The sequence below is a fragment of the Mesorhizobium sp. WSM4813 genome (assembly GCF_055811555.1).
On the sequence record NZ_JBVVQU010000051.1, the window covers coordinates 23800 to 49717 of the forward strand.

A 25918-nucleotide genomic window follows, 5' to 3' on the forward strand; every position below is an offset into this window, starting at 1 on the left:
CTAGCGAAGGTTAACAGACCTTCGAAATGCGACTGGACTGGAACTTGCCCCATGTCAGCGACCTCAGCCACGCTCGAAATCCGCGGCGTCACCCGCCGGTTTGGCAGGAACACCGCCGTCAGCAATGTCGACATCTCGATCCCGCACGGCCAGATGGTCGGCATTATCGGCCGCTCGGGCGCCGGCAAGTCGACGCTTTTGCGCATGATCAACCGCCTCATCGATCCGAGCCAAGGGTCGATTTTCTTTGACGGCGCCGAAGTTTCCAGCCTGCGCGGCTCGCTGCTCAGGCGCTGGCAGCGCGATTGCGCCATGATCTTCCAGCAATTCAACCTGGTGCCGCGTCTCGACGTGCTGACCAACGTGCTGCTCGGCCGACTCAATCACCGCTCGACCGTTGTCAATCTGCTCGGTGTCTTCTCCCGCGAGGAACGAGCCGAGGCGATCGCGGCGCTTGAACGTCTCGACATCGCTCGGACGGCGCTGCAGCCGGCCGGCACCTTGTCCGGCGGCCAGCAGCAGCGCGTTGCGATTGCCCGCGCCATGATGCAGCAGCCGAAGGTGATCCTCGCCGACGAGCCGATCGCCTCGCTCGACCCGCTCAACGCCAAGGTGGTGATGGATTCGCTGCAGGACATCAATCTGCGCGAGGGCCTCACCGTCGTCACCAATCTCCACACGCTGGATACCGCGCGCACCTACTGCAACCGCATCATCGGCATGGCCGCCGGCAAGGTGGTGTTCGACGGTCCGCCAGAAGACCTCAATCGCGACGCCGTGCGCATGGTCTATGGCGCCGACAGCAATGGCGGCGAAATCTCCGAGGCCATTACCTCGACCAGCGTCACCATCAAGCAAAAAATCGCCGCATCCGCCGGACCGCTCGAGCCTGCATTTCCCGGCTACTAGCTCCATGATCCCCGACCAGTGGACACCGGTATACGGAAGATCATGGACAGGCAAACGAGCGCCTGGATCGCCAGCCCGCGTCAAGGGCGCTGTCAAAAATTCAAACGCTGCCGGCGCGATGCCGGAACCAACAGGAGAGACGCGAAATGTTTAGAAAAATACTTTTCGGTGCCGTTTCCATCCTCGCCGTGGCGGTGGGCGCGGTCCAGGCACAGGACCTGAAGGAATTCCGCGTCGGCATTCTCGGCGGCGAGAACGAAGCCGACCGTCTGCGCAACTACCAGTGCTTCTCCGACCACATCAAGGAAGTCCTCGGCGTCGAGAAAGTTTCGCTGTTCCCGGCCGCCGACTATGACGGCGTCATCCAGGGCCTGCTCGGTGGCACGCTTGACTTTGCCGAACTGGGCGCCTCCGGCTATGCCAAGATCTATCTCGAAAACAAGGACGCGGTTCAGCCGATCCTGACGACGGTCCAGACCGACGGTTCGACCGGCTACCATTCGGTCATGGTTGCCCGTGCTGATTCCGGCATCAAGACGCTCGCCGACATGAAGGGCAAGAAACTCGGTTTTGCCGATCCCGATTCGACTTCCGGTTACCTGATCCCGGTCACGTCGCTGCCCAAGGACATCGGCATGGATGTGAAGAGCTACTTCGCGTCGACCGGTTTCGGCGGCGGCCACGAACAGCTTGTCCTTGAAGTTCTGAAAGGTACATTCGATGCCGGCACCACCTGGGCCTCCGGCGTCGGCGACTTCAACGACGGCTACAGCTCGGGCAATCTGCGCAAGATGGTCGACAAGGGCGTCCTCAAAATGGACGACCTTGTCGAATTGTGGCAGTCGCCGCTGATCCCGAACGGTCCGCTGGTCGTGCGCACGTCGATCGACGCCGATGCCAAGCAGAAGATCACCGACTTCCTGACCAAGCTCCCGGAAACCGATCCGGCCTGTTTCTCGGCAATTCAGGGCGGCGATTACAAAGGCTATTCACCGGTCACCCCGGAGTTCTATCAGCCGATCATCGACGCCCGTAAGGCGAAGATCGGCTCGTAAGCAAACTGCCACAACGCCGCGGGGGCCATGCGCCGCCGGCGGCGTTGCCGCATCAGGGGCCGGGGATTTATCGATGAATGCGACCGACGTTTACCGCGCGCCTGCGCTTTCGCCGGAGGGAGCTACTGTCGAGCGGCATTGGCGCGACCTCGCCGCTCGCCGGCGCCTTTATACGATCGGCGGCCTGGTTTTCCTGCTTCTTGCACTCTCTGGCTCGCTCTGGTTCGCCAACGAAACCAACGCCGGAAAGTTCTTCGACCGCCTTCCCTACATCGCCGACTTTTTCACCGAATTGAAGCCGCGCGACTGGTTCGACCCGGTGCGCGCGCTGTTCGACCTGCCGTCCCCCTATGACGATGGCAGCCTCAAATTCGACTATCCCGAAAGCCGGGTCTATCTGACCCAAAGCATCTACATTCCGGAGTACTTCCACCGGATGATCGAGACGCTGAACATCGCCCTGTTTTCAACGCTGGTGGGCGCCACATTCGGTTTCCTGCTCTGCTTCCTCGCTGCAGGCAACATCACCGCCAGCCGCTGGCTCCGCTTCACCACGCGCCGCTTCCTTGAAATCGTCCGCGCCTTTCCGGAAATCGTCATAGCCGGCTTCTTTCTGGCAATCTTCTCGCTTGGACCCATTCCGGCGATCATCGCGGTCAGCATCCACACCGTTGGCGCGCTCGGAAAAATGTTCTTCGAAGTGGTCGAGAATGCCGACATGAAGCCTGAAGAAGGCTTGCGCGCCGTTGGCGCCAACTGGGTCGAACGGGTGTGGTTCGGCATCGTGCCTCAGGTCCTGCCCAACTTCATGAGCTATTTCCTGCTCCGCTTCGAAATCAATGTGCGCGCTTCGACCATTCTCGGCGCTGTCGGCGCCGGCGGCATCGGCGAATCCCTGCGTCTTTCGATCGGCCGAGGCCATGAGGCCAAGACCATTGCCATCGTCTTCCTGCTGTTCTGCACGATTGTCGCCGTCGATCAGTTTTCGGCATGGCTGAGGCATCATCTGGTCGGCCGGCAAGCGTTCGCATACGGGCGCGGAGAGTAACACCATGAACGCCGACGCCATCGACGACATCGCCGCTCGCCACCCGGACGCATTCCGGCGCTCGCTGTGGAAGCGCTACGCCACTCCGATCGGCATCCTTCTCTGCATTCTCTATACCTTCTATTGTTCGTGGTTCTTCTCGGTCGCCAGCGTTCTCGAAAAGGCGAACTGGAACCTTGCCGGCGCTTATCTCGCCGACTGGGTGTCTTACGAAATCCGGCCCGACATCGAATTCAAGGACAACTATCTGACGATCGATTACTCCCGCTTTTCCAAACTGGGATCCAATCCAGATCCCGACTGGGTGGCCAAGCAGATGGCCGTGATCGAGCGCCGGGTCGACGCAGCGCCACCACCGGCAATCGCGACCAACAAATCGTCGCAGGATTCGTTCATGGCGCCTGATGCGCCAACCGCTGAGAAGCCGGCCGCCCCGTTAGACCAATCCGCTCCGGCTGTGCCTGAAACGGTGCGCGAAAACGCCGTCGTGGCGGCGACCGTCACCCTTGGCAATGGCCAGATCGCCGTCACGCCAAACCTTGTCACCGTGACACGCGGCGCAGAAAGCGTCATCTTCGATGTCGCCAAGGACAGTTCTGTCACGCCGCGCACACCGCTGCCCGACTGGATCGAGCAACGCAGGCCAGGCTCGACAGCCTACGTCTCGTTCGGCTTTCTCGGCCGCGCCGAGGTGCAAAATGACGAAGTGGTCGCCTGGCGACGTTTCTTCGGCTGGGCCAATTTCGTGTTCGACACGAACTCGCCATTCTGGGGTAAACCGTTCGGCGAGGTCGCTTCACTGATCGTCTCTGGGGCACGCATCGAGCCGTCACGGTCGAACGCAGCGCTCGCCTGGGACAACATCCTCAACAACGCCGAGTGGCAGCATGCAGACGTCTGGCTGAAACTCTTGCAAACCATCGTCATGGCCTTTGTCGGCACGGTGCTGGCCTCGATCGTCGCCTTTCCGCTCGCCTTCCTGGCTGCGCGCAACGTGACGCCGAGCCGGATTGCCAATCAGGCAACAAAACGCTTCTTCGACTTCCTGCGCTCGGTCGACATGCTGATCTGGGCGCTGTTCTTCACGCGTGGCTTCGGTCCGGGGCCGCTGGCCGGCATGTCGGCGATCTTTTTCACCGACACCGGAACCCTTGGCAAACTCTATTCCGAGGCGCTGGAAAATATCGACGACAAGCAGCGCGAGGGCATCCGCTCGGTTGGCGCCACGCCGGCAATGGTGCAGCGCTATGGCGTCCTGCCCCAGGTTCTGCCGGTATTCCTTAGCCAATCCCTCTATTTCTGGGAATCGAACACCCGGTCAGCGACGATCATAGGCGCTGTCGGCGCCAGCGGCATCGGCCTGAAATTATGGGAAGCCATGCGCACCAACACCAACTGGGCCAATGTCTTCTACATGGTTCTGCTTATTCTGCTCGTCGTCTTCATCTTCGACAACATCTCCAGCTATCTCCGCCGCAAACTGATGGGGAGTGTCGGCAACGATGAGCGGCGCGTTTCCGCCCGTTCGGCCGCAGCTCAGATCGCCTGAGAAGAAGGGCCCGGCCGGGCCTAGGCACCAGCCGTCTTCCACCCGCTCTTGATGTGCTTGTAGCCGTCGCGGTAGACGGCTTCCGGGCTTTCCGAAAAATCGCGCCACACCTTGGTGGCCGCCGCCAAATCTTTCAGCGAGCGGCCGAAGGCCTCGATCGTCAACCAGTCGTCATAGCCGCTCTTGCGGATCGCCGAAAACGTCTCATGCCACGGAATGTGGCCGCGCCCAGGCACGCCGCGATCATTCTCCGAAATATGGATATGGACGACATTTTTGCGGTTGCGCGTATAGGCGCCGATCGCGTCACCCTCCTCGATATTGGCATGGAAGGTGTCGTACATCGCCTTGATGTGCGGCCGGTCGATTGCGTCGACATGCTCCGACAGATCGTCCATCGTGTTGAGCAGGTAGCATTCGAAGCGGTTGAGCGCCTCCAGCCCGATGGTGACGTTCTTCTTGCCGGCATAGTCGCCGATGGCGCGTTGCGAGGCGACCGAGCGCTTCTTCTCCACCGCCGTCGGCCCACTGCCGGAGAAAGCGCCGAGCGTCGAATGCAGCGGGCCACTCAGCGTTTTGGCGCCGAGCGCTTGTGTGCAGTCGATCGCCCATTTCATATAGTCGATGCCGGCCTTGCGCGTTGAGCCATCGGCCGCGATCAAATTCATCGCCGGATCGCCCATCGCCGAAACGGCGGTGCGTTCCAGCCCGATGCGGTCGAGCAGCGCGCCGAGCTTTTTGTAATCGTCCGGCGTGCCGGCAAAGATCGGTATCTCGACGCCGTCGAAGCCGGTCGCCTTGATATCCCTCAGCAGTGGCTCGTGTTTTTTCGACACGGCCGTCGTCCACAAAAACATGCACATGCCGATTTTCATCGACGTCCCCTCCCTATCATTGCCAATCGTACAAGGGGTGTTGAGATTCAGGTCAGGCCGAGCCGGAGTCGAAGACGGGCGCGAAGCGACGAAACTAGGTAGTTTCCGAGAACCGGAGCGGAGCGTACTTTTGATACGTGAGCACCGGAAGCGCAGGAAACTGCCGTTTGCAGGCCGGCATCACCTGAAGATCAGCACCCGATCAAAGCTTCGTCCAGGCTCCATTCTTCCTCGACGACTTCACGCACGCCTCGATGAAGGCCATGCCTTCGACACCGTCCTGGATGGTGGGGAAGATGACGTCCTTAGCCGGCTTGCCGCCTTTGCGGCGCGCCGCGCGGATGGCGCGGGCCGCCTCCTGGTAGATGTTGGCGAAGCCTTCGAGATAGCCTTCCGGATGGCCTGACGGGACGCGGCTGACACGCCCGGCGACGGGCAGCGCGCCGGCGCCATTTCGGGTGATCAACTGCTTCGGCTGGCCGAACGGCGTGTACCAGAGATAGTTCGGGTCGGCCTGCACCCATTCAAGCCCACCCTTCGAGCCATAGATGCGCAGCTTCAGCCCGTTCTCGTGGCCGGGCGCCACCTGGCTCGCCCAGATCATGCCCTTGGCCGGATGCGACTTGCCGACCGGCTTGAAGCGCAGCATCACGTTGACATTGTCGTCAAGCTGCCGCCCCGGCACGAAGGCGTCGAGATCGGCTGAAAGCGAATCGAGCTCCAGCCCGCAGACGAAGCGTGCGAGATTGTAGGCATGCGTGCCGATGTCGCCCAGCGCCCCGCCGGCGCCGGCCTGTTTGGGGTCGGAGCGCCAGGCTGCCTGCTTCTGGCCGGTGGCGGCAAGATCCTCGGTCAGCCAGTCCTGCGGATATTCCGACTGCACGATGCGAATCTCGCCGAGCTGCCCCTTGGCCACCATCTCGCACGCCTGCCGCACCATCGGATAGGCGGTGTAGTTGTGGGTGAGGACAAAGACCTTGCCGGTCTTCTCGACCAATGCCGCCAGCTTCTTCGCTTCCGCCAACGTCGTCGCCAGCGGCTTGTCGCAAATGACGTGGATGCCGGCTTCAAGAAACGCCTTCGCCGCCGGCACATGCACATTGTTGGGCGTGACGATCGCCACCGCCTCGATGCCGTCCGGCCGCTTGGCCTCGGCCTTGGCCATCTCGGCGAACGAGCTGTAGCTGCGCGCCGGATCGAGCCCGAGCTCCTCGGCCGAGGCCTTGGCACGCGCCGGGTCGGCCGACAGGGCACCGGCGACCAGCACGAACTCATTGTCCATGCGCGCCGCGATCCGGTGCACCGCACCGATGAAGGCGCCTTGCCCGCCCCCGACCATGCCGTAGCGGATCGGGCCGCCTCCCGTTTCCGACTTCGATGCGCCGACCATGATTGTCTCCCTCGTTGTTCCTTACCCTCCCCCTTGCGGGGAGGGTCGACGCGTAGCGTCGGGGTGGAATCGCCAGGCGTGGAGCTCGGCATGAACCGACCCCACCCGGCCCTTCGGGCCACCCTCCCCTCAAGGGGGAGGGAAAGCAGTGCTAGATTCCCATCATGGCGCGCAGCACCTTCTTGTCGGTCGTGCCGCCGGCGAAATCGTCGAATGCCTTTTCCGTCACCCTGATGATGTGATGCTGGATGAAGGGAGCGCCTTCGGCCGCACCGTCCTCCGGGTGCTTCAGGCAGCACTCCCATTCCAGCACCGCCCATGAATCGTAGTCATATTGGGCGAGCTTGGAGAAGATGCCGCCGAAATCTACCTGGCCGTCGCCGAGCGAACGGAAACGCCCGGCCCGGTTCGTCCAGCTCTGATAGCCGGAATAGACGCCTTGCCGGCCGGTCGGATTGAACTCCGCATCTTTGGCGTGGAAGGCCTTGATCCGCTCGTGATAGATGTCGATGAATTCGAGATAATCGAGCTGCTGCAGCAGGAAATGCGACGGATCGTAATTGATGTTGCAGCGCTTGTGGTCGCCTACCGCGTCGAGGAACATCTCGAAGGTCGCGCCGTCGAACACATCCTCGCCCGGATGGATCTCGTAACCAACATCGACGCCATTCTCCTCATAGACGTCAAGTATCGGTTTCCAGCGTTTTCCCAGTTCGGAAAATGCTTCCTCGATCAATCCCGCCGGCCGTTGCGGCCACGGATAAACGTAGGGAAAAGCCAACGCTCCGCAAAACGAGACCGACGCCTTGAGCCCGAGGTTCTTCGAAGCCTTGGCGCCGAACTTCATCTGTTCGACCGCCCATTGCTGCCTGGCCTTCGGGTTGTTGTGTACCGCAGGCGGCGCGAAGCCGTCGAACTGCGCGTCATAGGCCGGATGCACCGCCACCAGCTGCCCCTGCAGATGCGTCGACAGTTCGGTGATCTCGACGCCGGCGTCAGCGCAGATGCCCTTCACCTCGTCGCAATAGGTCGTGGAAGACGCCGCCTTCTCGAGATCGAACAGCCGGCTGTCCCAGGTCGGGATCTGCACGCCCTTGTAGCCCAGACCGGCCGCCCATTTGGTGATCGACGGCAGCGAATTGAACGGTGCGGCATCGCCCGCGAACTGTGCCAGAAACAGCCCAGGACCCTTCATTGTCGACGGCATCGGCATCCTCCCTAAATTATCCACGACCAAGCATAGCGCTAAAGCAGGGCCAGCTTCTTTGGTCTTTCTCGACAGGCGCTAGTACGCACCGCCATTCTGGTATTACCAAATATGGTCATTTGGTCAAGCGCCGCCACTCGCAACCAGCGGCGCGAAAATTGCCCGCCAGCGAGAAAATACGCCAGTTGTATCAACGGAATAATCATGATCCGGGGCTGCATCGCAGGATTTCTTGCCGTCCAGATGAATTTACTGTAGACCCCTCCTCACGCCCAATTGGTCGAACCAGTTACCGACAAATGCTGGAGCGCCTTGGGGAGGAACGGTGCAACGCAATCTGGTGGAGTGCGTTGCAGGCGAGCTGGTACAGACGAATTTTGGGAAGGACAGACCCATGCATCTTTCGACGCACAACTGGATGCGGGCTGAACCGTTGGAGACGACGCTCAAGCGCATCAAGAAATTCGGCTATGAGTCGATCGAAATTTCCGGCGAGCCCGAGCAATACAAGACCAATGAGACGCGCGCGCTCCTGAAGGAGCACGGCATTCGCTGCTGGGGGGCGGTGACGCTGATGCTGGGCGAGCGCAATCTCGCCGCCAAGGATCAGGGCCAGCGCGAGCGCTCGGTGCAGTATGTCAAGGACGTGCTGACGATGGTGAGCGAACTCGACGGTGAGATCATCACGCTCGTTCCCGCCACCGTCGGCAAAGTGGTGCCGGACGGCACCGAGGAAGAAGAATGGAAATGGGTGGTCGACGCCACCAGGGAATGCTTCACCCACGCCAAGAAGGTCGGCGTCAAGATCGCGGTCGAGCCGCTCAACCGCTTCGAGACCTATCTGTTCAACCGCGGCGCCCAGGCACTGGCGCTGGCCGATGCGGTCAGCCCCGAATGCGGCGTCTGCCTCGACGCCTACCACCTCCATATGGAAGAATTTAACGTCTACGACGCCATCCGGCAGGTCGGCAATCGCCTGTTCGACTTCCACGTCGCCGACAACAACCGCTTCGCCGCCGGTCTCGGACAGATCGACTGGCCGAAGATCGTCGGCACCCTGAAAGAAGTCGGTTACGACGGCGCGTTGACCAACGAGTTCGTCGCACCTGTCGACCGCACCCCGGCTGCTCCCTATCCCGACATGGTCGAACGCAACCCGGTCGACATCTCGCCGGAGCAGCTCAAATTCATCCAGGACCACGGTTCCAGCGTGCTCACGGAGAAATTCTACACCGACCAGATGCGCATCACCGCCGAAACACTGCTGCCGCTGATCAAGTAGTCGATCTCTGGAAACGAGCCTTTCCGCCCTGATGGCGGCCCCTAACGGCGGCAAGGCAGAGGATGAACATGCGCATCAAGACGGTCCAAGCCTGGTGGGTCCGCATACCGATCGAAGCCGCGAAGCAGCATCGCAGCGACTTCGGTCAGGTGACGACGTTCGACGCCGCTATCCTGCGCATCGAGACCGACGATGGCTTGGTCGGCTGGGGGGAGGGCAAGAATGCCGCCGGCAGCACCGGCAGCTATGGCGCCCTCGTCCACATGCTGAACCATGAGGTCGGCCCGCAGCTGATCGGCCGCGATCCGGCCGACATCGGGGTGATCTGGGACATGCTCTACAATGGCGTGCGCCACGACAGTGCCGCGCAAAACGGCCACGCCATGCCGCAGCTGGCGCGGCGCGGCATCAGCGTCGCCGCAATCAGCGCCGTCGACATTGCATTGTGGGATATTCTGGGCAAATCGCTTGGGGTTCCGGTCTGGCGGCTGCTCGGCGGCCGCAAGCTCGACCGTATGCCGGCCTACGCTTCCGGTGGCTGGGCCTCCACCGAGGCGATCGGCGACCAATTGAAATCCTATATTGCCAAGGGCGGCTTCAAGGCGCTGAAGATGCGGATCGGCGCGATGGACGGAGCTCCGCACAATTCCGCCGCCCGCGTCCGCGCCGCAAGACAGGCGCTCGGCCCCGAAGTCGACCTGATGGTCGATGCGCACGGCACCTATACGGTGGCGGAAGCCAAGCGCTTCATTCATCTTGCCGGCGATCTCGATCTGGCCTGGTTCGAGGAGCCGGTCATCGCCGACGACAAGCCCGGCATGGCCGAAGTGCGGGCGTCCGGCTCCATCCCGATCGCCACCGGCGAAAGCGAAGCGACGCGCTATGCTTTCCGCGACCTCGCCACGCTCAAGGCGGCCGACATCTTCCAGCCGGACCCCGCCTTCTGCGGCGGCATCAGCGAGGCGATGAAAATCGGTACCATCGCCAGCGCCTTCAATCTGCGCTTTGCGCCGCATCTGTGGGCCGGCGCGCCTTGCTTCTTTGCCGGGCTGCATGTCTGCGCTGCTTCGCCGGCTAGCTTTACCGTCGAATATTCGCTCGGCGCCAACCCGATGATCCACGATCTGATCGAGGAGACTGTCGAAGCAAAGGACGGTATGATAGCGATCCCCGAGAAGCCCGGACTGGGATTCACCCTTTCCGAACGGTTCCTGGAGGCGCACGCGCTACGCGGCTGACCATGAAAGAAAAGAACCTTCTCGCGGAACTCGCCGCCTATCTGTTCTCCCACTCCGACAAGGCAACCGGCCGAACGCCGTCGGAGCGGGAACTGGCGGAGCATTTCGGCGTCAGCCGCGGCCAGATCCGCGAGGCGCTTGCCATCCTCGAAGCCATGCGGATCGTCGAGCGCCGGGCCAAGTCCGGCATCTACATCGACACCAAGCAGGCCAGCGTCGAAGCGATGGCATTGTTTGCGCGGGCCGGCCTGCCGCTCGATCCGATCCAGATCTACGAGACGGTCGAGTTGCGCAAGATCCATGAGATCAAGGCCGCCGAGCTTGCCTGCTCGCGCGCCACCGAGGAAAATTTCGAGCGGCTGCGCGAAATATTGAAAGCGTCGGAAGAGCGCATTGCGGCGGGCGAAGGTCTCGCCAAGGAGGACCGCGAATTTCACCTTGAGATCGTGCGGGCCACCAAGAACAGCGTTTTTCACAACATATGCAGCGTCTATTACATGATGGGCGAGCAACGCCTGCCCATCTATTTCAACGATCCCGAACGCAGCGTGCGCTCGCATGCCGAGCACATCCAGATCTACGAGGCGCTGCTGCGCCGCGACGGCAACCTCGCCCAGGCGCTGATGAGTGCCCATCTGCAAGGCGCGGAAAGCTACTGGAAGGGCCTGATCGAGGGCGGCGGGGCAGAACCTCACAGCCCAGCGCTCGAACAGGTCTGACATGCCTAAAATCCTGACGACACACACGCTTCACCCGCGCGCCTCCGCCATGCTGACTGGCGCCGGTGAACTCGTCGTCGCCTCCGCCCTCGATGCGGACACGTTGGCGACTGAAGCGAGAGACGCCGATATCATCATCGTTCGCGCGCCACTGCCAGCAGCGCTTTTCGAAGGGGCGACGAAGCTCCGGGCCGCAATCCGCCACGGCGCCGGGCTCGACATGGTCCCCATGGAAGCGGCCACTGCAGCCGGCGTGCTGGTGGCAAACGTGCCGGCGGTCAATGCGCGGTCGGTCGCCGAATACGTGATGTTCGCGGCCCTGGCGCTGCTTCGACGTTTCCGCATGGTGGACCGCGATTTGCGGTCGAAGGGCTGGCTGGCCGGTCGCGACCACACCATTCTCGCCAGCGAGCTCGCCGGCAAGACGATCGGCATTGTCGGCTTCGGCGCCATCGGACAGGCGGTCGGCCATATCGCGGCGCATGGTTTCGATCTGAACGTGGTGGCGACGACGCGCAGCATGAGGCCGGCGCTGGACAGGGTCGGCTTTCTGTCGATCGATGCGCTGGTCGAGCAGAGCGACATCATCGTTCTGTGCTGCCCGCTGACGCCGGAGACGCGCGGCCTGATCAACCGCGAGCGCATCGGTCGAATGAAGTCGCATGCGCTGTTGATCAATATTTCGCGCGGGCCGGTGATCGACGACGACGCGCTGATCGAAGCGCTGCAGAAGGATCGTATCGGCGGTGCGGCGCTCGATGTCTTTGCAACGCAGCCGCTGCCGCCCAATCACCCCTATTTCGGCTTCGACAATGTCATCGTCACGCCGCACATGGCCGGCATCACCGAGCAGTCGATGATGCGCATGGGCGTCGGTTCGGCTGATGAAACCTTGCTGGTGTTGGCCAACAAATTGCCGGTCAATCTGCGCAATCCCGAAGTGGTCGAGCACTACCGGCGGCGATTTCCGGCGGACATCTGAGCACCTCAACGGCCAAGCAGTGCCTCGACTTCCGCCGCGATGCGCAGCAGACGGCGGTCGTCGCCGTGGCGCGCCACCAGCATCAATCCGGCCGACAGCGTCATGCCTGGCATCGGCAGTGAAATTGCACAGAGGTCGAACTGGTTGGCGACCTGCGTGTTGCGCAGCAGAAGGCCTTCCGTACGCTCACATAGAGCTTCGTCGCTGGTCATCGACACGATGGTCGGCGCGGTGACCGGTGTGGTCGGCAGGGCCAGCACATCGAGCGATGCCAACCGTTCATCCATGGCGGCGACAAGCGCCGTGCGGCGGCGGATCGCCCTTATGTAGACCGTGGCTGGAACGGCGGCGGCGCGCGACAACGGCTCGCTCACCCGCGGATCGACCGGCGTCGTCGCACCTGTCGCCAGCCAATCCGCGTGGACCTCGGCGCCCTCCATTGCCGCGATCGAGGCCCGCCTGGTTACCGCGCGCAAATCGGCAAGGAGGTCATCGATGGACAGATCAGCGAGGCGGGCGCCCGCAAGCTCTAGCGTGCGAGCACATCGGTCGAACGCCGCCGAGACCTCTTCTTCCGTATCCTCGAAGAGCACGCCGCGCGGAACGCCGATGCGCAGTCCGGCAAGCGGAAGCGGAACAAGAACCACAGGCTCCTTGCCCGCCATCACCGCGTCGGCTGCCGCACATTCGGCAACCGTACGGGCGAGCGGGCCGATCGAGTCCAGCGTGACCGACAGCGGGAAAACTCCATCGCGTGATACGCGCCGCGCCGTCGGCTTGAAGCCAACGACACCGTTCAGCGATGCTGGAATGCGCACCGAACCGCCGGTATCGGAACCGACGGAAATCTCGCTTGTGCCTTCGGCAACGGAAACACCAGCGCCGGAGGATGAGCCACCGGGAATGCGGTTGGCGTCGGTCGCATTGCCGGGCGTGCCGTGATGCGGGTTGACGCCGATCGCGGTGAAGGCGAATTCGGTCATGTTGGTCTTGCCGAAGATCACGGCGCCCGCCTGCCGCAACCGCCGCACGATGACGGCATCCCGCAGCGCCGGCGCCGCGGTGCTGAACAACAACGAACCGGCTGTGGTCGGCTCACCGGCAACGTCGAACAGGTCCTTGATCGACAGAATTGTTCCGTCGAGCGGCCCGAGCGTCACGCCGACCTTGCGCCGTCCGTCGGCTGCATCGGCTGCTGCGCGTGCGGCTTCCGGATAGAGTTTTACGAATACGCTTTCATTGTCGGCGCGGACGGCGAGACGCGAAAGGACCGCTTCGAGGCGGTCGCGGACGGATTGCATTTTCGGTGTCGGACTCCGGAGGCCTGCCACGTCTTACAGGCAACGACTGGGGCGTGGCCTGCAGAGACATGACCCGGCGTAAGCACATTTGCACCCCTGTCGAACGGAAGGAGGAAACCTGATGCTCTACAAAGGCAGCTGCCACTGCGGCAAGATCGCTTTCGAGGTCGAAGGCGATCTGACCGGAGCCGTGCGATGCAATTGCTCGATCTGCTCACGCAAGGGCGCGCTGCTATGGGCCGTGCCGCACGAAGCATTGCGGGTGCTTGCCTGGGGCGACGATCTTGGCAAATACACCTTCGGCAACCATGTCATCGCCCACCGGTTCTGCCGGACCTGCGGCATCCATCCCTTCGCCGAGGACGTCAGTGAAGGGAGCGAACGAAGCGCCTACGTCAACATCCATTGCATAGAGGATCTCGATCTGGCCGCTGTGCCGATTTTCGACTTCGACGGCCGCGCGGTTTGACTGTCCCTCACCTGTCGGCTGCCTTTGGGCCGAGAAAGAACGCCGCAAAGGCCGCCAGCAACGTCGCGATTCCGCAATAGGCGAAAGCACTGGCAACCCCGGCATTGTCGACCAGCAGGCCGCCGAAAACAGCACCCAGTGCGATGGCCACCTGGAACGTGGCGACCATCAGCCCGCCGGCGCTTTCAGCCTGATCGGGAGCGGCTCGCACCAGCCAGGTTTGCAGCCCGACCGGCACCGCGCCGAAAGCAAACCCCCACGCGGCAACCGCTATCGTCGCAACGGCTGGCGAGGCTCCGAGAATAAGCAGCAAGCCTGCCGCCGCTGCAATCAGCAGAGGCGCCAGGCCGACAGCAGTCTTGAGGCTGCGCTCGGCCATGAAGCCGCCGGCAAAATTGCCGAAGAAGCCGCCGATGCCGTAGGCGAGCAGCACAAGCGAGATCGTCTCGATATCCAGTGCGGGCACCTTCTCGAGAAACGGGCGGACATAGGTGAAGCCGGCAAAGTGTCCCGAGGCGACCAGCAGGACCACCAGAAGTGCAACCCTGATCATCGGCCGCTTCAGCACTTCAAACAGGGTCCGAAAGCTCGCCACACCTGCCGGCGGCAGCTTCGGAAGGGTGGCGACCTGCATCAGCAGCGCCAGAGCGCTGACAACAGCCGCGATCATGAAAGCCGTTCGCCATCCCCAGATATCGCCGACATAGGCGCCGACCGGGGCCGCGCAGACCGTCGCCACCGAAACGCCGGTGAGAATGATCGACATGGCGCGCGGCATCAGCCGCATCGGAACAAGCCGCATCGCCATGGCCGCCGACATCGACCAGAAGCCGCCGAGGCTGATCCCGAGCATGATGCGGGCGATCAGAAGAACGGGAAGCGAGGACGCAAACGCTGCCAGCAGGTTCGACAGAATCAGCAGCACCGTCAGCGCCCCCATGACAAGCCTGCGGTCCAGCCGTCTTGTGACAATAGCGATGGTCGGGGCCGCTATCGCGCCGACAACGGCGGTCGCCGTCACCGCCTGGCCGGCAGTGCCTTCCGACACGCCGAGGTCCTGCGCCAGCGGCGTCAGCAGGCTGGCAGGCAGGAATTCTGCGGTCACCAGCCCAAACACACCGAGCGCGAGCGATACGACGGCCCCCCACGCCGGCTCGGCTCGTTCGTCGGTTTCCGCGGGATCGAGAACGGCGTCGATGACGCCTGTCGCGGGTTCGGTCATGGTGGGATCTCCGATCTGGTTGCAGCGCAACATTCGGCTGCAAGTGCAACATAGGGAGTGACCGTCTGGAGTTTCCATGCTAGAAACACCATCATGCTTGACCATTCGTCCAAAGTTCCGATCACCGGCGATCCGCTGACGGACATATTGCGCGGGTTACGGCTCGACGGCGTCGAATACGGCCGCTGTGAAATGCAGGAACCCTGGGGCCTGGAGTTTCCGGCCCAGACGGCGGCGCGGTTTCATTTCATCGGCCGCAAGGGATGCTGGCTGCTGCAGCCGTCCGGCGAATGGGTCGAGCTCAAGGCGGGCGACGCGGTGCTGCTGCCGCGCGGTGCGGCACACGTCCTGGCGAGCGAGCCGGGCACCGAGGCTTCGCCGATCCAGGGCTATGAGGTCGCCGAGGTCTGCAAGAACGTTTACTGCATGTCCAATGAAGGTTGCCGGCCGGGGACGCTGCTGTTTTTTGGCAGCATGTATTTCAATCTCGACGGCTTGCACCCATTGCTCGGCATGATGCCGGACGTGATGCGCGCGCACGAGTTGGAAGCCTATGAGCCGGGTATCCCGCATCTGCTGGAGGCGATGGCCCGCGAAGTGACGATGGAGCGCGTCGGATCCGGCGGCATCCTGGCACGGCTTGCCGATGTTCTGGCCGCCACTGTCATCCGGTCATGGGTCGAGCGCGGTTGCGGCGACTCGTCCGGCTGGATTGCGGCAGTGAGGGATCGGGAGATTGGGCGCGTGCTGGCCGCGATCCACCTCGAACCGGACCGCGACTGGACGGTGGAAACGCTGGCCAGGATGATGGGCGCCTCGAGATCAGGCTTCGCGGAACGCTTCGCGACGATCGTCGGCGAAACGCCGGCGAGATATGTCACCCAAGTGAGAATGCACCAAGCACGGCAATGGCTGGTCCGCGACCGGCTGAAGATTTCCGTCGTCGCCGCACGCCTGGGCTATGAATCCGACGCGTCCTTCAGTCGGGCGTTCAAGCGCGTCATCGGATCGGCTCCCAGCCATTTCCGAGCCGAGGAACAGGCTGAGACCCGTCAAGCCGGCTAAGCCTGGCCGGAGGCTTCAAGCCGCTTAGCATCCACCCGCCCAACGGGTGCGCTTAGAGCAATTCCAGGAAATGTGTGAAACGGTTTTCCCGGGAAAAGCGCTTAGCGCTTTCCCTAGGGAATTGCGCAAAAACAAAGAGATAGAGCGGTTCGGCGTTTCCGTGAAACGATGAACCGCTAGCCCGCGTGGCGGAGACTAATCCCGCTCCCCTTGTCGAACAGCACCACCTTGTCCGGATCCCAGGCAAAGCGCACCGGCTGCTCGATCTCGACATCGGTTCTGGCCGGCACCGTGGCGCGCAGCATGGCGTCGCCGACCCGCAGGGTCAGGATCTTTTCGACGCCATGGTTCTCGACATCGTGGACGCGCGCTTCCACCGGCGCCCCGCTCTCGAGATAGACATCCTCGGGACGAATACCGAAGACGAGCGGGCGGCCGTCGGTCGCACCGCTCGTCTTGGCACCCCCCGTAAAAGGCAGCTCGAAATTCAACGGTGCTATCACCGCGCGGCCGTTGACGAGCTTGCCGTCGATGAGGTTCATCGGCGGCGAGCCGACGAAGCTCGCCACATAGGTGTCGCGCGGATTGTTGTAGATCTCATACGGCGTGCCGGTCTGGACGATGCGGCCATGATTGAGCACGCCAACCTTGTCGCCCATCGACATCGCCTCGATCTGATCGTGCGTGACGAACAGGAAGGTCTGACCAAGGTTCATTTGGATGTTCTTCAGCTCGGTGCGCAGCGCCTCGCGCAGCTTGGCATCGAGCGCCGAAAGGGGCTCATCCATCAGGAATACGCGGGGTTTCCTGACGATGGCGCGGCCAATCGAGACGCGCTGCATCTCGCCGCCAGAAAGGCGATCCGTCTTGCGGTCGAGCAGATGCTCGATGCGCAAGGTCCTGGCGACGCGGTCGACGCGCGTCTTGATCTCGTCGGGCTCGATGCGGCGGATTTTTGGCTTCAGCGGAAATTCGAGGTTTTCGCGCACCGTGTAGCGCGGATAAAGGGAGTATTGCTGCAGAACCAGCGCCACGTCGCGCTCGGCCGCGCCCCAGTCAGCGACATCAGCGCCGTCGATGAATATCTGCCCCTCGTCCGGCTTTTCCAGGCCGGCGATCATGCGCAGCGTCGTCGTCTTGCCGGCGCCGGTCTCGCCGAGCAGCACGAAGAACTCGCCGTCGGCAATGTCGAGATTGAGCCCGGTCAATGCGGTGTGATTGCCGAATGTCTTCGAAATGTTCTTGAGCTGGATATGGGCCATCAGAGTCTCACCCCCAGCGAATTGCCGCTTGTCGTGTCGAAGAAGTGCGCCTGCGCCGGGTCGAGCTTGGCGAAGACCTGGACCCCCGGCTTGCCCACGAAACCGGAACGGGTGCGGGCGCGCAACATCTGCGCCCCGACCTTGAGGTCGACGATATCGTAGGAGCCGAGCGGTTCGATGATGCGCGCCTCGACCGGCAGATAACCGTCCGCCGGCTCGCGCGAGACCATCACTCCTTCGGGGCGGATGCCGAGCGCAAGGCGGTCCTGTTCGACGTTCGCGGCGTCGAGCTGGCCGACCAGTTCGGCCGGGAAAAGGAACCCTTCCGCGGCCCCGTCGACGGTGACCCTGGCGCCGGAGCCGTTCATCGTCACCGCCGCGTTTGCGACGTTCATCACAGGCGAGCCAACGAATTGCGCGACGAACAGATTAGCCGGGTGCGTATACACTTCCGATGGGCTGCCTACTTGTTGCAGAACGCCCTCATGCATAATGACGATGCGGTCGGCAAGGCTCATCGCCTCGATCTGGTCGTGGGTGACGTAGATGGTCGTCGAGCCCTGCTTGATGTGCAGCCGCTTGATCTCCGCACGCATCTCCTCGCGCAGCTTGGCGTCGAGCGCGCCGATCGGCTCGTCCATCAGCATCGCCTTCGGCCGCCGCACCAGCGCCCGGCCGATCGCCACGCGCTGCATGTCGCCACCCGACAGCGCGGACGGCTTCTTGCCGAGCAGGTCGGTGATCTGCAGCACTTTGGCGACCGAGCGCACCTCGCCGTCGATCTCGGCCTTGCTCTTGCGCATGGCGCGCAACGGAAAAGCGATGTTCTCGTAGACGCTCATATGCGGATAGAGCGAGAACGATTGGAACACCATGGCGATGTCGCGATCGGCAGCCTTGAGATGCTGGACCGGCTTGCCGTCGATGAGGACATCGCCGCCGTCGATCGTCTCCAGCCCGGCGATGGCGCGAAGCGTCGTCGTCTTGCCGCAGCCCGACTGTCCGAGCAGCACGATGAACTCGTTGTCGTCGATCTTGAGATTGAGGTCCTTGATGACCTGAACGGCGCCAAAGAATTTCTGGACACCACGAAGCTCGATCTGGGTCATGGGTGACCTTCTTTTTCCGGCGCGCCGCTCGCCTGCGGCTTCTGCCTCGGACCGACCCAGCCGGTGATCATGAACGTCAGCAGCCCGACGATGATGATCGTCAGCCCGTAGCGGTGCAGGAAGAGATTCCATGGCTGGCAGAGCGCGATGATGCCGAGCACCATCACGATCTCGGCCGTGCGCTGGATTGTAGCATGGCGGATCATTTGCGGATCGCTCCGAAGGACATGCCGCGCAGGAGGTGGTTGCGCAACAGGAAGGTGAAGATGGCGACCGGCAGCAGGAACAGGAAGGTGCCGGCCGCGATGACCGTCCAGTCGGGCAGGCCGGAACCGACCTGGCTGGGAATGAACGGCGGCGCCGTCTGGGCGCGGCGGTTGGTCATGATCAGCGCGAAGGCATATTCGTTCCACGCGGTGATGAAGCAGAACACGGCGGTGGCGGCGATGCCGGTGGCGGCCTCCGGCAGCACGATCTTGAAGAAAGCCTCCATGCGGGTATAGCCGTCGACGAGGGCGGCCTCCTCGTATTCCTTCGGAATTTCGTCCATGAACCCCTTCATCAGCCATACGGAGAAGCTGAGGTTGAAGGCGGTGTAGAGGATGATCAGGCCCCAATGCGTGTCGTTGAGGCCGACAGCCCGGTACATCAGGAACATCGGGATCGCCACCACCACCGGCGGCAGCATGCGCGTCGACAGGATGAAGAAGAGCAGGTCCTGTTCCCCCTTTATCTTGAAGCGCGAAAACCCGTAAGCGGTGAAGGTGCCCATGCCAACGGCGAGGATCGTCGAAGTGATGGCCACGATCAGCGAATTCATGAAGCGGCTCGGATAACCGGACCACTGCACCTCGCCTCTGCCCGAGCGCACCACCTTCTCGCCGCCGTCAAACACCAGCCGCTCCCACCACGGGGCGGCGGCGTATTGTTCGGGCGTCGGCGCAGTGCGCAACTGCGAGCGCTTGGTGAACAGCTTGACGAAGGGCGATATCTCCGGCTGGAAGACCACCGTCGGCGGGATGGTGGTGGCAAGGTTGCGCGGCTTGAATGCCGTCGAGGCTATCCAGTAGATCGGCGCCAGGAAGATCATTGTGATGATCAGCACACCGACGATGGCCAGCTTGTTGAGCGAACGCTCGGTAGAGGTGGTGACAGCGGCCATTCTAGCGCTCCTTCACCTTGTTCAGGTATTTGACGTAGATGTTGGTGATCGCCAGGATCATGATCAGCACGATGTAGGCGAGCGCGCAGGAGCGCCCGGTCTGCCATTCCTGGAACGCCATCTTGTAGAGCCGGATCGAGATCACCTCGGTGGTTGGCTGGCTGGTCAGGATATAGGCGAGATCGAAGGTCTTGAACGCCTCCATGGTGCGAAAAATGATCGCAATCATCAGGATCGGCGCGACCAAGGGCAGCGTAATGCGAAAGAACGTGTAGAACGAGCCGGCGCGGTCGATCGCGGCCGCCTCGTAGAGGTGCTTCGGCACCGCCGACAGGCCGGCGAGCGACAGCAGCATCACGAAGGGCGACCACATCCAGATGTCGGTGATGGCGACCGCGTAGAGCGCCATGTCGGGGTTGGACAGCCACTCGAAGGAGCCGAGGCCAAGCGTATAGTTGATGATGCCAAAGGACGGATCGTAGAGCAGTTTCCAGAACAGGCCGACTACAGCCATCGACAGCATCATTGGCAACAGCAGCAGTGTCGTCAGCAGGCCCTTCAACGGGATATCGCGGTTGAGCAGCAGCGCCACGCCGAAGCCGACGATAACCTGGCCGACCACGGAGACGATGACATACTTGGCGGTGATGGCGAAATTCGACCAGATGAACGGGTCGTTGAGCAGCTCGCGGTAATTTTGCAGTCCGACGAAATTGGCCGCCGCCGGGCTCGACGCGCGGAAGTCGGTGAACGAATAGCCAAGCGAATAGATCAGTGGAAAGATGTTGAAGACGATCAGGAAAACGATCGTCGGAATGATGAAGAGATTGCGGATCGTGAGGTCGCTCATGCCGCGGGCTGCGGAGCGCGAGTTGGGATCCAGGGTGGTCATGACTGCAGTGGCCAAGGCCCGTTCCTTCCTTGTCCGGAAAAGAAAACGGAAGGGGCGGGCTCCCGCCCCCTCCGAGCGTTAGTGCCGTTTACTTCACGCGGTTGTATTTCTTGAACGTCGCGTTCCAGTCCGCGGCGAGTGAATCGAGCACTTCCTTGGCCGTGCCCTGATTGCCGGTGATGTACGGATAGACGCGTTGGTTCATCTGGATGAGCAGCTCGGCATATTCCGGCGTCGCCCAGAAGTCCTTCACCTTGAACATGGTTTCGTAGAAGGCCTTGTTGTAAGGCGTGGCGTTCTGGAATTCAGGCGACTCGAGCACCTTGGCGCTTGCCGTGTAACCGCCGAGTTCGGCCCATTTCTTCTGCGTCTCGTCCTTGATGAACCATTCCAGGAACTTCATCGCCTCTTCCTGATTCTGGGAATAGGAAATGACGGAGATGCCCTGGCCGCCGAGCGCCGCGAACTGGTCGCCGTTCGGTCCTGGAGGGTTGGCGAAGAAGCCGGTGGCCTTGGCATTCGGGTTGGAGGCTTCGTTGATGAGCGCCGGGAAGAAGGCGAAGTAGTTCATGCTCATCGCCGCCAGGTTCTCGGTGATCGCCTGGTTGTCCTCGATGAAGAACGCCTTGGCCCAACCAGGAGGGGTGAAGGAATAGAGTTCCTTGTAGGCCTCGAGCGCCTTGACGTTCTGCTCGGAGTTGATGATCCCGTCGACCTTGTAAGTGGCATAATCGCCAAGTTCGCCGCCGAAGGAGAAGATGGCGTTCTCGACGCCCATCACCAAAGCATCGTAGGAGTTATCGGTGTAGATGGCGACGCCGTAGCGCTTTTCGTCGGGACGGTGGAAGAATTCGGCGATGTCGCGCAGCTGCTTCCAGTCCTTCGGCACACCGAGATCGTAGCCGTACTTGGCTTTAAAGGCTTCCATCTCCTTCGGGTCTTCGAACCAGTCCTTGCGATAGGACCAGCCGACCGCGTCGCCCTCGGCCGGGATCGACCAGTATTTGCCGGAGTTGGACGGATATTCGGCGTAGTATTTCACCGTCGCCGGCGCCATCACTTCCTTCAAATTGTGCTTGTTGAAGAAGTCGGTGAGGTCGACATAGTGACCGGCCTCGGATGCGGCGCCGATCCACTGCGAATCGCCGACGACCATGTCGTAGGCGCTGCCCTTGGCGTTGAATTCAGTGAACGCCTTAGTCTGGAAATCCGACCACGGCGTCGTCTCGACCGTGACCTTCACGCCGCTCTCGGCCTCGTAAAGGTTGACGAGTTCCTGCAAATAGTTCGCCGGATCCCATTCAGCCCAGAAGATGGTGAGTTCCTTATCCTGCGCGTAGACGGACGTTCCGCAGGCGAGCACTAAGCCGATACCAGCAAGCATGCTGGTCATTGTCTTGCGCATAATGATTTCCTCCCTTGTGCGCATTCTACCGTATCATGCGAGCCGACGGCGAGGCCGGCCCTGGTAGTTCCTCCCGTGATAGCAGCGTTCCAGTTTGAGCCTCCTTGCCCAGCCGGAATTGGATCGCAGCCCTCACCTTTAATCCGCTATATTGTCCTGATCTGGTATTACCAATTTCGGACGCACGTCAAGCTCTTTCTTGGACGATGGCAGGGCCTCAGACAAGCGGATTCCAGCAACATCTGTCTGTTTTTCTTAAATTTTCCTACTCCTTGATACGCAGGAGCCTTGCTCGCGCTACGGCGCACCGAGTATTGTCAGTAATCGGCATCCCCATCTGGTCGAACCAGATCGATATTATTCCGCAGCTGCCGTCCGCGCGCTTCTGCCTCCGTCGGTCATCGATTCCATCACTGCAGCCCGCACTAAGGCGCCGGCTGCCCATTGCGCTACCGACATCATCTTGCGGCTGTCCAGCCCCCATATATCCTTCAGCACGATGAGCACTTCGACGCCGAAGATCAACGACAGGGCCTGCGCCAGACGCTTGAATTCGCGTGGCGGCAGCCGGTGCTTGAGCGGTGCGATCGCGTCCTTGAGCAGATCGACGCGATGGCCGCGCGTAAAGGCCGGCTCGCCGCCCAGCGTGCCGGCCTGCCGTCGCGCCCACTGGTCGAGCGACAGCTTCAGCGCCGCCTTGAAGGTCGCCTCGAAGGCCTCGATGCGCGGCATGGCCGTATCGAACAGTTCGACGACGCGGCGCTCGGGATCGGTCGAGGCCGATTTCCAGGTGAGGATCGGCCCGAGTCCTTCGTCGACCACCGACTGCACCAGCGCCGCCTGGCTTGGGAAATACCGATAGGCGGTGGCGCGGGAAACTTCCGCCGCTTCGGCGACCTCGCTGACTGAAGGCGTGGCGCCCGCCTGCATCAGCCTTGTCGCCGTCTCCAGCATCAGCCGTCTTGTGCGCGCGCGCGGTCCACGTGCGGTCCCAGAACCGGCATCGTCGGAAGCCGCCGCTTGTTGACGTGAGACGTTCATGTCAATACGATACTCGCGTCTCAAAAAATTGCAATGGCCTTCGCGATGCCGAAAGGCCGGGCAAAGAGCGGCAGGCGGCAACGCCGAGCGCGCCTGAAACCGGGGAAACGCAATGAAGCGCGTCTATGTGGTCGGCACCGCCGACACCAAGGGTGAAGAACTCGCCTTTCTGGCTGACGCGGTCGCCGCCACCGGTGCCGCTGTCGCCCGCGTCGACGTCGGAACGCGCAACCCAACCGTGCCGGTCGATCTCTCGGCCGAAGAGGTCGCCGGCCACCATCCCGGCGGCAGCAGTGCCGTGCTGGGCAGCGACGACCGCGGCACCGCGGTGGCGGCAATGGCCATCGCCTTCACCCGGTTTGTTCAATCGCGCACCGACATATCAGGTGTGATCGGCATTGGCGGTGGTGGCGGCACTTCGATCATCACATCAGGCATGCGCGCGCTGCCGCTCGGCCTGCCCAAGATCATGGTTTCGACGCTCGCCTCGGGCGACACCGCACCCTATGTCGATATCTCCGACATCGTGATGATGCCGTCGGTGACCGACATGGCCGGCCTGAACCGGCTGTCTCGTGTCGTGCTGCACAACGCCGCCCAGGCGATATCGGGCATGGCTGCGAAACCGGCGCCGCCGCCCGACGGCAGACCGTCGATCGGCCTCACCATGTTCGGTGTGACCACGCCGTGCGTGACTTCCATCGCCGAGCAGCTTCGTTCGAGCTATGACTGCATGGTCTTTCACGCCACTGGTACCGGCGGCCGCACCATGGAGAAGCTGGCCGACAGCGGCTTGCTGTCCGGTGTCATCGACATCGCGACGACCGAGGTCTGCGACCTCCTGTTCGGTGGCGTGCTGCCAGCAACGGAAGACCGCTTGGGCGCGATCGCCCGAACGAAACTGCCGTATGTCGGCTCGGTCGGCGCGCTCGACATGGTGAATTTCTGGGCGCCGCCGACCATTCCGGAACGCTATGGCGGGCGGCTGTTTTACGAGCACAATCCGAACGTGACGCTGATGCGCACGACACCTGACGAAAGCCGCAAGATCGGCGAATGGATCGGCACCAAACTGAGGCTCTGCGACGGCCCGGTCAGGTTCCTCATTCCCGAAAAGGGAGTCTCGGCGCTCGATATCGAAGGCGGCACTTTCTTCGACCCAGAGGCCGATGCAGCACTCTTTGAGGCTATCGAGCGCACGATCATGCCGAACGGCATACGCTGCGTGATCCGCTTGCCGCTGCACATCAACGATCCCGAATTCGCCAAGGCTGCGGTTGCGGCTTTTCTCGACATCGCCGGACAGTGAAAGAAGAAAACATGGCCGCCATACCGCGCAAGAAAATTCTGGAAAAGTTCCGCAAGATGATTGCCGGCGGCGTGCCGATCGTCGGCGGCGGCGCCGGCACCGGCCTGTCGGCCAAGGCCGAGGAGGCCGGCGGGATCGACCTGATCATCATCTACAATTCCGGCCGCTACCGCATGGCCGGGCGCGGCTCGGCTGCCGGCCTGCTCGCCTATGGCAACGCCAACGAGATCGTCAAGGAAATGGCCTACGAGGTGCTGCCGGTGGTGAAGAAGACGCCGGTGCTGGCCGGCGTCAACGGCACCGATCCCTTCGTCATCATGCCGTTGCTGCTGGCCGAGCTGAAAATGATGGGTTTTTCCGGCGTGCAGAACTTTCCGACCATCGGCCTGTTCGACGGCCAGATGCGGCAAAGCTTCGAGGAAACCGGCATGGGCTTTGGGCTCGAGGTCGACATGATCGCTGCAGCACACGAGCTCGATCTCCTGACCACGCCCTACGTGTTCAACCCCGATGAAGCGCGCGCCATGACTAAGGCGGGCGCTGACATCGTCGTCGCTCACATGGGAGTGACCACCGGCGGCTCGATCGGCGCGACGTCGGCCAAATCGCTCGACGACTGTGTGACGGAGATTAACGCGATCGCTGAAGCGGCGCGTGTCGTGCGCAAGGATGTCATCCTGCTTTGCCATGGCGGGCCGATCTCCATGCCGGACGATGCCCGGTACATTCTCGAACGCTGCAAGGGTCTGCACGGTTTCTACGGCGCCAGCTCGATGGAGCGGCTGCCGGCGGAGGCGGCGATCGCCAGGCAGACCGCGGATTTCAAGGCTGTCATGCTCGATGCCCCGAACGCCATCGCGAAATAAAGAAAGGAGCGAGACGATGACCGACAAGAGCAAGGTGTTTGTCTACCCGACGGATGTCAGCGCCTTCGGCTTCGATTGGGGCAGACTGTCGCTGACAGTGGCGCCCGAGGTGAATGGTGCTGAGCGCTTTTCCGCCGGAGTCGTCGACCTGCCGTCCGGCAAGGGCCACACGCGCCACAACCATCCGGGTGCTGAAGAGATCATCTTCGTCATCTCAGGCAATGGCGAGCAGATGGTTGAGGACGAGGACGGCAATCCGGTCGTCGAGAAGGTCGGCCCCGGCTGCACCATCTATGTGCCGGAAAGCCGCTTCCACTCGACGCTGAACACCGGCGATGGGCCGATGCAGCTCTTCGTCGTCTATTCGCCGGCCGGGCCGGAACTGGCGCTGCGCGACCTGCCGGATTTCAGGCTGCTGCCGCCGGGCGGGAAATAGGCTCGGCTATGTCCTTCTTCGGCAGCGCTGCCCCTCATCTGCCTGCCGGTGTCCAGTTGATAGATGGGTAACACTTTGAACCGGATACATGGGTTACACTTTTCCCCCTGTGCTGTCCGCCGCAG

The 25918-nt window shown here is 62.3% G+C and carries 25 protein-coding genes; 13 read left to right on the top strand and 12 right to left on the bottom strand.

The window, feature by feature from the left end; all coding sequences use genetic code 11:
* Positions 1 to 51 precede the first annotated feature (51 nt).
* From phnC to phnE (AC0L25_RS24930), 4 genes are all read left to right on the top strand, one after another.
* Positions 52 to 909 (top strand): phosphonate ABC transporter ATP-binding protein, encoded by an 858-nt coding sequence (gene phnC, locus AC0L25_RS24915; RefSeq protein ID WP_473597952.1) that lies wholly within the window; start codon positions 52 to 54, stop codon positions 907 to 909.
* A gap of 146 nt (positions 910 to 1055) precedes the next feature.
* Positions 1056 to 1964: a phosphonate ABC transporter substrate-binding protein gene (gene phnD, locus AC0L25_RS24920; protein WP_473597953.1), complete on the top strand. Its 909-nt coding sequence runs from the start codon at positions 1056 to 1058 to the stop codon at positions 1962 to 1964.
* 73 nt (positions 1965 to 2037) lie between these two features.
* Positions 2038 to 3012 (top strand): phosphonate ABC transporter, permease protein PhnE, encoded by a 975-nt coding sequence (phnE, locus tag AC0L25_RS24925; RefSeq protein WP_473597954.1) that lies wholly within the window; start codon positions 2038 to 2040, stop codon positions 3010 to 3012.
* A 4-nt stretch (positions 3013 to 3016) separates the two neighbouring features.
* Complete coding sequence (phnE, locus tag AC0L25_RS24930) at positions 3017 to 4561, top strand: phosphonate ABC transporter, permease protein PhnE (protein ID WP_473597955.1); 1545 nt, start codon at positions 3017 to 3019, stop codon at positions 4559 to 4561.
* Positions 4562 to 4581: 20 nt separating this feature from the next.
* Here phnE (AC0L25_RS24930) and AC0L25_RS24935 read toward each other — a convergent pair whose 3' ends face one another.
* The 3 genes from AC0L25_RS24935 to AC0L25_RS24945 form a co-directional block, all read right to left on the bottom strand.
* On the bottom strand, positions 4582 to 5436 hold the full coding sequence (locus tag AC0L25_RS24935) for a sugar phosphate isomerase/epimerase family protein (RefSeq protein ID WP_473597956.1): 855 nt from the start codon (positions 5434 to 5436) through the stop codon (positions 4582 to 4584).
* A gap of 202 nt (positions 5437 to 5638) precedes the next feature.
* Complete coding sequence (locus tag AC0L25_RS24940) at positions 5639 to 6826, bottom strand: Gfo/Idh/MocA family protein (RefSeq protein WP_473597957.1); 1188 nt, start codon at positions 6824 to 6826, stop codon at positions 5639 to 5641.
* Positions 6827 to 6977: 151 nt separating this feature from the next.
* Entirely contained in the window at positions 6978 to 8033 is a 1056-nt protein-coding gene (locus AC0L25_RS24945; RefSeq protein WP_473597958.1) for a sugar phosphate isomerase/epimerase family protein, read from the bottom strand.
* 394 nt (positions 8034 to 8427) lie between these two features.
* On the opposite strand from AC0L25_RS24945, the gene AC0L25_RS24950 reads away from it, so the two are divergent.
* From AC0L25_RS24950 to AC0L25_RS24965, 4 genes are all read left to right on the top strand, one after another.
* A complete protein-coding gene (locus AC0L25_RS24950) occupies positions 8428 to 9315 on the top strand; it encodes a sugar phosphate isomerase/epimerase family protein (RefSeq protein ID WP_473597959.1) in 888 nt (295 codons plus the stop codon).
* 68 nt (positions 9316 to 9383) lie between these two features.
* Positions 9384 to 10553 carry a mandelate racemase/muconate lactonizing enzyme family protein gene (locus AC0L25_RS24955; RefSeq protein WP_473597960.1) on the top strand — a complete coding sequence of 390 codons (1170 nt, stop codon included), beginning with the start codon at positions 9384 to 9386 and terminating at the stop codon, positions 10551 to 10553.
* 2 nt (positions 10554 to 10555) lie between these two features.
* Positions 10556 to 11272 (top strand): FadR/GntR family transcriptional regulator, encoded by a 717-nt coding sequence (locus AC0L25_RS24960; protein ID WP_258122122.1) that lies wholly within the window; start codon positions 10556 to 10558, stop codon positions 11270 to 11272.
* 1 nt (position 11273) lies between these two features.
* Entirely contained in the window at positions 11274 to 12254 is a 981-nt protein-coding gene (locus tag AC0L25_RS24965; RefSeq protein WP_473597961.1) for a hydroxyacid dehydrogenase, read from the top strand.
* A 5-nt stretch (positions 12255 to 12259) separates the two neighbouring features.
* On the opposite strand, the gene AC0L25_RS24970 is transcribed toward AC0L25_RS24965, so the two are convergent.
* Positions 12260 to 13555: an amidase gene (locus AC0L25_RS24970; protein ID WP_473597962.1), complete on the bottom strand. Its 1296-nt coding sequence runs from the start codon at positions 13553 to 13555 to the stop codon at positions 12260 to 12262.
* A 121-nt stretch (positions 13556 to 13676) separates the two neighbouring features.
* Between AC0L25_RS24970 and AC0L25_RS24975 the strand changes: the two genes are divergently transcribed.
* Entirely contained in the window at positions 13677 to 14024 is a 348-nt protein-coding gene (locus AC0L25_RS24975) for a GFA family protein (RefSeq protein WP_473597963.1), read from the top strand.
* Positions 14025 to 14031: 7 nt separating this feature from the next.
* On the opposite strand, the gene AC0L25_RS24980 is transcribed toward AC0L25_RS24975, so the two are convergent.
* Positions 14032 to 15246, bottom strand: coding sequence for an MFS transporter (locus AC0L25_RS24980; protein ID WP_473597964.1), 1215 nt, complete (start codon positions 15244 to 15246; stop codon positions 14032 to 14034).
* Positions 15247 to 15339: 93 nt separating this feature from the next.
* Here AC0L25_RS24980 and AC0L25_RS24985 point away from each other — a divergent pair, with 93 nt between their 5' ends.
* A complete protein-coding gene (locus tag AC0L25_RS24985) occupies positions 15340 to 16311 on the top strand; it encodes an AraC family transcriptional regulator (protein WP_473597965.1) in 972 nt (323 codons plus the stop codon).
* 176 nt (positions 16312 to 16487) lie between these two features.
* On the opposite strand, the gene AC0L25_RS24990 is transcribed toward AC0L25_RS24985, so the two are convergent.
* The 7 genes from AC0L25_RS24990 to AC0L25_RS25020 all read right to left on the bottom strand — a co-directional run bounded on the left by AC0L25_RS24990 (position 16488) and on the right by AC0L25_RS25020 (position 23182).
* Complete coding sequence (locus AC0L25_RS24990; protein ID WP_473597966.1) at positions 16488 to 17573, bottom strand: ABC transporter ATP-binding protein; 1086 nt, start codon at positions 17571 to 17573, stop codon at positions 16488 to 16490.
* Positions 17573 to 18682 (bottom strand): ABC transporter ATP-binding protein, encoded by a 1110-nt coding sequence (locus AC0L25_RS24995; protein WP_473597967.1) that lies wholly within the window; start codon positions 18680 to 18682, stop codon positions 17573 to 17575. The genes AC0L25_RS24990 and AC0L25_RS24995 overlap by 1 nt, the downstream gene beginning before the upstream one ends.
* A complete protein-coding gene (locus AC0L25_RS25000) occupies positions 18679 to 18888 on the bottom strand; it encodes a hypothetical protein (protein ID WP_473597968.1) in 210 nt (69 codons plus the stop codon). The genes AC0L25_RS24995 and AC0L25_RS25000 overlap by 4 nt, the downstream gene beginning before the upstream one ends.
* Positions 18885 to 19844, bottom strand: a complete 960-nt coding sequence (locus AC0L25_RS25005; RefSeq protein WP_473597969.1) for a carbohydrate ABC transporter permease — start codon at positions 19842 to 19844, stop codon at positions 18885 to 18887. Before AC0L25_RS25005 ends, AC0L25_RS25000 begins: the two co-directional genes overlap by 4 nt.
* Before the next feature lies 1 nt (position 19845).
* Positions 19846 to 20751: a carbohydrate ABC transporter permease gene (locus tag AC0L25_RS25010; protein ID WP_029348308.1), complete on the bottom strand. Its 906-nt coding sequence runs from the start codon at positions 20749 to 20751 to the stop codon at positions 19846 to 19848.
* A 73-nt stretch (positions 20752 to 20824) separates the two neighbouring features.
* Positions 20825 to 22141 (bottom strand): ABC transporter substrate-binding protein, encoded by a 1317-nt coding sequence (locus tag AC0L25_RS25015; protein WP_128341179.1) that lies wholly within the window; start codon positions 22139 to 22141, stop codon positions 20825 to 20827.
* Positions 22142 to 22498: 357 nt separating this feature from the next.
* The gene (locus AC0L25_RS25020; RefSeq protein WP_473597970.1) at positions 22499 to 23182 is read right to left on the bottom strand and encodes a TetR/AcrR family transcriptional regulator; all 684 of its coding nucleotides are present in this window, start codon (positions 23180 to 23182) and stop codon (positions 22499 to 22501) included.
* A gap of 112 nt (positions 23183 to 23294) precedes the next feature.
* Between AC0L25_RS25020 and AC0L25_RS25025 the strand changes: the two genes are divergently transcribed.
* From AC0L25_RS25025 to AC0L25_RS25035, 3 genes are read left to right on the top strand one after another with little or no spacing between them, the layout of a single operon-like run.
* Complete coding sequence (locus AC0L25_RS25025) at positions 23295 to 24491, top strand: Tm-1-like ATP-binding domain-containing protein (protein ID WP_473597971.1); 1197 nt, start codon at positions 23295 to 23297, stop codon at positions 24489 to 24491.
* An 11-nt stretch (positions 24492 to 24502) separates the two neighbouring features.
* Entirely contained in the window at positions 24503 to 25357 is an 855-nt protein-coding gene (locus tag AC0L25_RS25030; protein ID WP_473597972.1) for a phosphoenolpyruvate hydrolase family protein, read from the top strand.
* 16 nt (positions 25358 to 25373) lie between these two features.
* A complete protein-coding gene (locus AC0L25_RS25035) occupies positions 25374 to 25793 on the top strand; it encodes a cupin domain-containing protein (protein WP_473597973.1) in 420 nt (139 codons plus the stop codon).
* Positions 25794 to 25918 lie beyond the last annotated feature (125 nt).

What these genes read in the sequence shown, in the direction of transcription:
- AC0L25_RS24940 (WP_473597957.1), bottom strand. Translation starts at nt 6,826, where the DNA reads ATGGTCGGCGCATCGAAGTCGGAAACGGGAGGCGGCCCGATCCGCTAC.
- AC0L25_RS25015 (WP_128341179.1), bottom strand. Translation starts at nt 22,141, where the DNA reads ATGCGCAAGACAATGACCAGCATGCTTGCTGGTATCGGCTTAGTGCTC.
- AC0L25_RS25035 (WP_473597973.1), top strand. Translation starts at nt 25,374, where the DNA reads ATGACCGACAAGAGCAAGGTGTTTGTCTACCCGACGGATGTCAGCGCC.
- phnE (WP_473597954.1), top strand. Translation starts at nt 2,038, where the DNA reads ATGAATGCGACCGACGTTTACCGCGCGCCTGCGCTTTCGCCGGAGGGA.
- AC0L25_RS24985 (WP_473597965.1), top strand. Translation starts at nt 15,340, where the DNA reads ATGCTTGACCATTCGTCCAAAGTTCCGATCACCGGCGATCCGCTGACG.
- AC0L25_RS24980 (WP_473597964.1), bottom strand. Translation starts at nt 15,246, where the DNA reads ATGACCGAACCCGCGACAGGCGTCATCGACGCCGTTCTCGATCCCGCG.
- AC0L25_RS25005 (WP_473597969.1), bottom strand. Translation starts at nt 19,844, where the DNA reads ATGGCCGCTGTCACCACCTCTACCGAGCGTTCGCTCAACAAGCTGGCC.
- phnC (WP_473597952.1), top strand. Translation starts at nt 52, where the DNA reads ATGTCAGCGACCTCAGCCACGCTCGAAATCCGCGGCGTCACCCGCCGG.
- AC0L25_RS25000 (WP_473597968.1), bottom strand. Translation starts at nt 18,888, where the DNA reads ATGATCCGCCATGCTACAATCCAGCGCACGGCCGAGATCGTGATGGTG.
- AC0L25_RS24970 (WP_473597962.1), bottom strand. Translation starts at nt 13,555, where the DNA reads ATGCAATCCGTCCGCGACCGCCTCGAAGCGGTCCTTTCGCGTCTCGCC.
- AC0L25_RS24955 (WP_473597960.1), top strand. Translation starts at nt 9,384, where the DNA reads ATGCGCATCAAGACGGTCCAAGCCTGGTGGGTCCGCATACCGATCGAA.
- AC0L25_RS24965 (WP_473597961.1), top strand. Translation starts at nt 11,274, where the DNA reads ATGCCTAAAATCCTGACGACACACACGCTTCACCCGCGCGCCTCCGCC.
- AC0L25_RS24995 (WP_473597967.1), bottom strand. Translation starts at nt 18,682, where the DNA reads ATGACCCAGATCGAGCTTCGTGGTGTCCAGAAATTCTTTGGCGCCGTT.
- AC0L25_RS24990 (WP_473597966.1), bottom strand. Translation starts at nt 17,573, where the DNA reads ATGGCCCATATCCAGCTCAAGAACATTTCGAAGACATTCGGCAATCAC.
- AC0L25_RS25030 (WP_473597972.1), top strand. Translation starts at nt 24,503, where the DNA reads ATGGCCGCCATACCGCGCAAGAAAATTCTGGAAAAGTTCCGCAAGATG.
- AC0L25_RS24975 (WP_473597963.1), top strand. Translation starts at nt 13,677, where the DNA reads ATGCTCTACAAAGGCAGCTGCCACTGCGGCAAGATCGCTTTCGAGGTC.
- AC0L25_RS25020 (WP_473597970.1), bottom strand. Translation starts at nt 23,182, where the DNA reads ATGAACGTCTCACGTCAACAAGCGGCGGCTTCCGACGATGCCGGTTCT.
- AC0L25_RS24945 (WP_473597958.1), bottom strand. Translation starts at nt 8,033, where the DNA reads ATGCCGTCGACAATGAAGGGTCCTGGGCTGTTTCTGGCACAGTTCGCG.
- AC0L25_RS24935 (WP_473597956.1), bottom strand. Translation starts at nt 5,436, where the DNA reads ATGAAAATCGGCATGTGCATGTTTTTGTGGACGACGGCCGTGTCGAAA.
- AC0L25_RS24950 (WP_473597959.1), top strand. Translation starts at nt 8,428, where the DNA reads ATGCATCTTTCGACGCACAACTGGATGCGGGCTGAACCGTTGGAGACG.
- phnD (WP_473597953.1), top strand. Translation starts at nt 1,056, where the DNA reads ATGTTTAGAAAAATACTTTTCGGTGCCGTTTCCATCCTCGCCGTGGCG.
- AC0L25_RS25025 (WP_473597971.1), top strand. Translation starts at nt 23,295, where the DNA reads ATGAAGCGCGTCTATGTGGTCGGCACCGCCGACACCAAGGGTGAAGAA.
- AC0L25_RS24960 (WP_258122122.1), top strand. Translation starts at nt 10,556, where the DNA reads ATGAAAGAAAAGAACCTTCTCGCGGAACTCGCCGCCTATCTGTTCTCC.
- phnE (WP_473597955.1), top strand. Translation starts at nt 3,017, where the DNA reads ATGAACGCCGACGCCATCGACGACATCGCCGCTCGCCACCCGGACGCA.